Raw genomic sequence first — 6,038 nt, 5'->3', positions numbered from 1 at the left:
CGTCGCTCCGGAGCGCGGGCCGGGGCCGGGGCGGGGGCGGCGGCCGCGCGCCGGGGCCCGTCGTGCGGTGCGGTCCGCGAAAAGCCGCTGGTCCGGGGCTGCCCGCAGGCCCTAGGGTGTCGCCCCGTCACATTGGTCCAGTCCAGGAGTCCGTCCCCGATGCCTTCGCCCGCCCTGTACCGCTCGCCCAGACCCAGCTCCACCGCCGCCACCGTCCTGCTCGCCGTGTGCGGCACCGCGACCCTCGCCTCGCTCGCCGCGGGCTTCCGCCTGTACGGGGAGGCGGGGGAGTTCGCCGCCGACTCCGACCTGGCCGACGAGTCCGCGCTGACGGACGCGGCCCTGCTCTACGACAACGTCAGCCTGGTCCAGACGCTCACCCTGCTGGCCTCGGCGGTCGCCTTCATCACCTGGTTCCACCGGGTGCGGGTGAACGCGGAGGTCTTCGAGCCGAGCGGGCACCGGTTCAAGCGCGGCTGGGCGATCGGCGGCTGGTTCACCCCCGTGGTCGCCCTCTGGTTCCCGTTCCGGATCACGGTCGACACCTGGACGGCCAGCGCCCGGCCGGACGCCTCCGGGGTGCGCCTGCCGCACCCCCAGCCGCTGGTCAACCTCTGGTGGGCCACCTTCTGGCTGGCGAACGCGACCGGCCGGTTCGGCGCCAACTACCTGAACTCGGCGAAGTACCCGGACGACTACCAGACCGCCCTCGGCTGGCTGCTGGCCTCCGACGTGCTGGAGGTGGTCGCCGCCGTCCTCGCCGTCCTGGTCGTCCAGCGGCTGACGGCCATGCAGGAGGAGCGCTTCGCCGAGTCCACCGCCCACGCGTACGCGGTCCGCGGCGGGACCGTCCGGGGCTGAGCCGTTCCGCCGGCCGCGGGCCCGCGGGCGGGCGCTCAGTCCGTGAACGGGTCCGAGGCCAGCCGGGCGTGCAGGTGCTCGTCCGTGTAGACGCCCCCGCCGTAGGTGTAGGAGGCGCGCAGGGTGCCCTCGTACGGGAAGGCGGCCCGCTCGGCGACCCGGCAGGAGGCCTCGTTGCCGACGGCGTGGTAGAGCTCGATCCGGCGGGCGCCGGCGTGCTCCACCGCCCAGCGGGTGACGGCGGTGGTGGCCCGGGTGGCCAGGCCCCGGCCGCGGGCCGCGGCGAGCAGCCAGTAGCCGACCATGGCCACGCCGTCGTCCCGGTTGCTCCACCCCAGGTAGGCGTTGCCGCAGAGGCTGCCGTCGGCGGCGTCGATCACGGCGAAGGAGGCCGCGCTGCCGTCGGCCCAGCCTGCCTCGCAGCGCTCCAGGTAGGCCTGCGGGTCGACCGGGCCGGTGGCGCTGAGCGGGTTCCAGCGGGCGACGGCCGGGTCCGCCGCGGCGGCGAGCAGGGCGGGCACGATTCCGCCGGACACGTCGAGGCCGGGCCCCCACGGGCGCAGCACGGCGTCGCCGAGGTCGAGGACGGTGGGGCGGAACAGCCGCTGGGCGGTGCCGGGATCGCTGATGGTCATCCCGTCTTCCTATCCCCCGCTCCCGGGGGCCCGCCAGCGAATATTCCGGTGCCCGACTTCGCACGCCCGCTCCGCCCTGGTGGACGGAGCGGGCGTGCGGACGGAGCGCGGTCAGATCCGGGCCAGGTAGCCGTTCTCCACCAGCCAGAGCACGTTCAGCTTGGCCGGGCCGCCGGGCAGCAGGGTGGCGTCGAGCTGGTACTGGAGGCCCCAGCCGGGCTGGTTGAACCAGGGAGCGATCGGGCCGGCGTGCACCGTGAAGGCCTTGACCACCTTGTAGTCGTGGTAGTTGCAGGCGGCCGGCGGGGTGCCGTCCAGGCTCTGCGGCGGGAGCGCGCGGCTGGCGTAGGGCAGGCCCTCGGGGGCGAGGTAGGCGCCGTACTCGCTGCCGTAGCGGTCGATGTTCTGGTTCGGGTAGAGGGTGAGGTCGAACTCGATCGGGCTGCCGTCGGGCAGGGTGACGTAGCCGTCGGCCGGCGGGTATATCCAGCCGCCCTTGCCGCCGTTGCCGGCCGGGTCGTAGTACTTGGCCAGGAAGTCCTGCTCGCCCGCGCCGCCGGTGCGCTGGTAGCCGACGAGCTGGCGGCCGACCGGCCCGGCGGTCGGGAGGTCGGCCGGGCCGAGGCGGGCGTCGTCGTGGCGGAAGGCGGCGGAGCACTGGTCGGCGGGGGTGGCCGCCGGGGCCGCGACGGCGGCGGGGACGGTCACGGCGGTTCACGGCGGTGAGGGCGGCGGCCGCGGCGAGCGGCGCGACGAGCAGGCGAAGGCGAAGGCGCACGGTGTCTCCGTCGAACGGGTCAGCGGTCGAAAAAGGAGCCACGGAGGAGCGTTGTGCTCACCCTCCGTGGCTGGTTCGACACCAGGCAATCGGATCATCTGATCATTCGTCAACATGATCCGTGCGACTGCGCGTTCGACTCAGCGGATTCGGCCAAAGCCGGGACACCGGGACCGCCCGTCCGCGAGGATGAGCGGTCCGGCACGCCCGGGTCACTTCCCCGGGGCGACCCGCCCGAGCAGGTGGAGCAGCCGGTCGAGGGCGTCCTTGGAGTTCGGCTCGGTCAGGTTGGCCATCAGCCGGAACGCCGCCTTCAGCAGCGCCGGGTGGCCGAGCCCGGCCGCCCCGGCCGCGCCGCGCAGCTTCGGGCGGCCCAGCATGTCGGCGGCCAGGCGGCCGAGCGCGAAGTAGCCCGCGTAGGCGGAGCGCAGCGCCTGCGGGTAGGCGCGCAGGGCGAGTTCGCGACCGCGGTCGGTGCGGCGGGCGAGGGCCTGGACGATGGTCTCGGCGGCGTAGCGGCCGGACTCCATCGCGTAGGCGATGCCCTCGCCGGTGCCCGGGCTGACCGTCCCGCCCGCGTCGCCGATCAGCAGCAGGCCGTCGGCGTAGTGGGGCGCGCGGTTGAGGCCCATCGGCAGGGCGGCACCGCGGATCGGCTCGGTGACCGCGTCGGGGGTGTAGCCGTACTCCGGGGGCAGGCCGTCGCACCAGCGCCGCAGCACCTCCCGCCAGTCCGCCTCGGTCCCGGCGGTGTCCAGGACCCCGAGGCCGACGTTGGCGGTGCCGTCGCCCATGCCGAACACCCAGGCGTAGCCGGGCAACTGGCGCCGGGCCCGGTCGTCGGGGTCGCGCAGATCGAGCCAGACCTCCAGGTAGCGGTCGTCGTGCCTCGGGGTGGTGAAGTACGTCCGGTACGCGACGCCCATCGCGCGGTCGGTGCGGCGGTAGCGCCGCATCGCCACCGACAGCCGGGTGGAGTTGCCGTCGGCGGCGACCACGACCGGGGCCCGGTAGGCGACCGGCCGGCGCTCCTCGCCCAGCTTGGCGGTGACCCCGGTGATCCGGCCGGTCCGCTCGTCCAGCGTCGGGCCCGTCACATTGGCGCGTTCGACCACCCGGGCTCCGAGCGAGGCGGCCTTGCGGGCGAGCAGTTCGTCGAAGTCGGCGCGGCGCCGGACCAGTCCGTACCCGGGGTAGGCGGAGAGCTCGGGCCAGTCGAACTCCACCGAGCGGTGCCCGGAGATCAGCCGCAGGCCCCGGTTGTGCAGCCAGCCGGCCTCCTCGGAGACGTCGATGCCGAGGTCGGTCAACTGCTTGACGGCGCGCGGGGTGAGGCCGTCCCCGCAGACCTTCTCGCGCGGGAAGGCGGACTTCTCCAGCAGCAGGACGTCCAGTCCGGTCCGGGCGAGGTGGGCGGCGGCGGTGGAGCCGGCCGGTCCGGCGCCGACCACGATGACGTCGGCGCTCCCCCCGTCCTGGACGGCCTCCCCGCCACTGACGGTCTCCTCGGGCCGGACGGTCTGCTCTGGGCCGGGCATCGCACTCTCCCACGGGTCGGATCGGCTGTCCGCGCGACGGAGTCCTCGGACTGGGCGGTTCCGGACGGACGATAGAGAACCCCGGCGCCCGCCCGCCGCCCCGACACGCAGGCCGCCCCGCGAACCGGCCAATACCGGCCACCCCTGCCGTACGGGTCCACCCGCCACGCCGGATCCCGGACGCAACCGAGCCCCCGGCCCGCGAGCAGCAGCGGGACCAGGGGCTCTCCGTCGTTCCGCGGCGCGGACCCCTCGGGGGGATCAACGGCGGTCGCGCCGGGTTCGACGAGGGCCCCGACCACGGGGGCGGACCGGGGCCCTCATCCGGTACCACGGCCGGCACCGCCTCCCGGGTTCACCACCAGTCCCACTGGTCTCACTAGTCCCACTGGCACCACCGGCACCACCCGATCCGGCCCCGGGAACGGCGGAAGCCCCTGACCGCACGGGGGAACGTGGCAGGGGCTTCCACTGTCGACTACGGCCGGCGGGCCCTCACGGGTTCAGCGCCAGCACCACGTACCCAGCCAGCACCGCCAGGTGCACCGCGCCCTGCAGCGGGGTCGCCCGGCGCGGGATGACGGTGAGGGTGAGCAGCACGATGGTCAGGCTCAGCAGCACCATGTGCGCCGGGTCGAGGCCGAGGACGAGCGGGCCGGAGAGCCAGGTGGAGGCGATCGCGACCGCCGGGATGGTCAGGCCGATGCTGGCGAGCGCCGAGCCGAGCGCGAGGTTGAGGCTGGTCTGCACCCGGTTGCGGACGGCCGCGCGCAGCGCCGCGATGGTCTCCGGCAGCAGCACCATCATGGCGATCACGACGCCGACCACGGCGTGCGGCAGCCCGGCGTCGTCCACCGCCTTCTCGATGGTCGGCGACACGCCCTTGGCCAGGCCCACCACCGCCACCAGGGCGACGGCGAGCAGCAGCACGCTGATCCCGGCGGCCCGGAGGGTGGGCGGGGAGGCGTGCTCCTCCTCGGCCAGCACCCGGCCCTCGGGGGTGACGGGCAGGAAGTAGTCGCGGTGCCGGACGGTCTGGGTGGCCACGAACAGGCCGTAGACCACCAGCGAGGCGGTGGCCGCGAAGGTGAGCTGGGTGGTCGAGAACTGGGGGCCGGGCGAGCTGGTGGTGAAGGTCGGCAGTACCAGGCTGAGGGTCGCGAGGGTGGCGATGCAGGCCAGCGCGGCGCCGGTGCCCTCGGCGTTGAAGACGGCGGTCCGGTACTTGACGGCGGCGACCAGGATGGACAGTCCGAGGATGCCGTTGCAGGTGATCATCACGGCGGCGAAGACGGTGTCCCGGGCCAGGGTGGAGGACTTGTCCCCGCCGTCGGCCATCAGCGTCACGATCAGCGCGACCTCGATCACGGTGACCGCCACGGCGAGGACCAGCGACCCGAAGGGCTCCCCCGACCAGTGCGCGATCACCTCCGCGTGGTGCACGGCCGACAGCACGGCGCCCACCAGGAAGCAGGCGACCACCGCCACCACCCAGCCGGGGAGTTCCTTGTGCCAGGTCAGGGCGAGGACGAGGAACGACACCACCGGGACGACGACGGTCCATTGCGCGAGAGCCGCGCGGAGCTTCGTGATCATGCCGCCGAGGATCCCAGACCGGAGGCCCGTCACCCGGGTGCCCGCGCCGGATACATAGGGATGTGGCATAACTCATCCCAATTCGGCAGTCACCCACCGTAGCCATGAAGGTACTGAAGCACTTTGTCGACATGTTGCCGAAGCCGTTCCGGGACGCCCCCGGCGGTCGCCACGGTCTTGTCGCTGGTCCGGTAGGCCGCCGCGACCAGGGCGGGCAGGTCGTGGGTGAAGCCGTGGCGCTTTATCTGCTGGTCGAGCCAGCAGGCGTAGTTGCCCATCGCGGCGATCGCGTCGCCCGGATCCCAGTACGACTTCGGACCGGCGTGGGTGGCGGCCTTGCCCCAGGCCTCGAAGACGGAGGGCGTCCACAGGGCGATGCCGTACTCGCCGGTCTCCGGGCGGGCGGCCTTCGGGTCGAAGCCGCTCTCGGCCTTCAGCATGGCGGCCAGCAGCACCGGGGTGACCTCCGGCTCGGGGCAGCGCCGCGCCGCGGTCTCGATCATTCCCCGGTAGGCCACCGGGACGTCCGATCCGGCCGGGATCGCGCCGGGCGGCGGGGGCGCCGCGCGCTCAGCCGCGCCCGGTCCGCCGGGCTCCGGGCCACCGGCCAGGGCGAGGACGGCGAGCCCG

The 6,038-nt window shown here is 74.2% G+C and carries 6 protein-coding genes; 1 reads left to right on the top strand and 5 read right to left on the bottom strand.

Annotated elements, in window-relative coordinates; all coding sequences use genetic code 11:
- Positions 1–159: 159 nt before the first annotated feature.
- Entirely contained in the window at positions 160–861 is a 702-nt protein-coding gene (locus tag AE652_RS33510; RefSeq protein WP_053112414.1) for a DUF4328 domain-containing protein, read from the top strand.
- A gap of 35 nt (positions 862–896) precedes the next feature.
- Here the strand turns inward: AE652_RS33510 and AE652_RS33505 are convergent, their stop codons facing one another.
- The 5 genes from AE652_RS33505 to AE652_RS33485 form a co-directional block, all read right to left on the bottom strand.
- Positions 897–1,496 (bottom strand): GNAT family N-acetyltransferase, encoded by a 600-nt coding sequence (locus AE652_RS33505; RefSeq protein ID WP_053112412.1) that lies wholly within the window; start codon positions 1,494–1,496, stop codon positions 897–899.
- A gap of 111 nt (positions 1,497–1,607) precedes the next feature.
- On the bottom strand, positions 1,608–2,204 hold the full coding sequence (locus tag AE652_RS33500) for a TNT domain-containing protein (protein WP_049658501.1): 597 nt from the start codon (positions 2,202–2,204) through the stop codon (positions 1,608–1,610).
- A 282-nt stretch (positions 2,205–2,486) separates the two neighbouring features.
- Complete coding sequence (locus AE652_RS33495; RefSeq protein WP_049658498.1) at positions 2,487–3,812, bottom strand: geranylgeranyl reductase family protein; 1,326 nt, start codon at positions 3,810–3,812, stop codon at positions 2,487–2,489.
- A gap of 495 nt (positions 3,813–4,307) precedes the next feature.
- A complete protein-coding gene (locus AE652_RS33490) occupies positions 4,308–5,408 on the bottom strand; it encodes a calcium:proton antiporter (RefSeq protein WP_049658497.1) in 1,101 nt (366 codons plus the stop codon).
- A gap of 89 nt (positions 5,409–5,497) precedes the next feature.
- Positions 5,498–6,038 (bottom strand): transglycosylase SLT domain-containing protein (locus AE652_RS33485; RefSeq protein WP_234348635.1); only part of this gene is annotated, 541 nt, incomplete at its 5' end.

It is taken from the genome of Kitasatospora sp. MY 5-36 (assembly GCF_001182915.1).
Lineage (GTDB): Bacteria > Actinomycetota > Actinomycetes > Streptomycetales > Streptomycetaceae > Kitasatospora.
This window is presented reverse-complemented; position numbering and strand designations above follow the sequence as displayed.

Bases quoted from the DNA above. Each gene is read 5' to 3' on its own strand.
- AE652_RS33510 (WP_053112414.1), top strand. From the start codon at position 160: ATGCCTTCGCCCGCCCTGTACCGCTCGCCCAGACCCAGCTCCACCGCC.
- AE652_RS33505 (WP_053112412.1), bottom strand. From the start codon at position 1,496: ATGACCATCAGCGATCCCGGCACCGCCCAGCGGCTGTTCCGCCCCACC.
- AE652_RS33495 (WP_049658498.1), bottom strand. From the start codon at position 3,812: ATGCCCGGCCCAGAGCAGACCGTCCGGCCCGAGGAGACCGTCAGTGGC.
- AE652_RS33490 (WP_049658497.1), bottom strand. From the start codon at position 5,408: ATGATCACGAAGCTCCGCGCGGCTCTCGCGCAATGGACCGTCGTCGTC.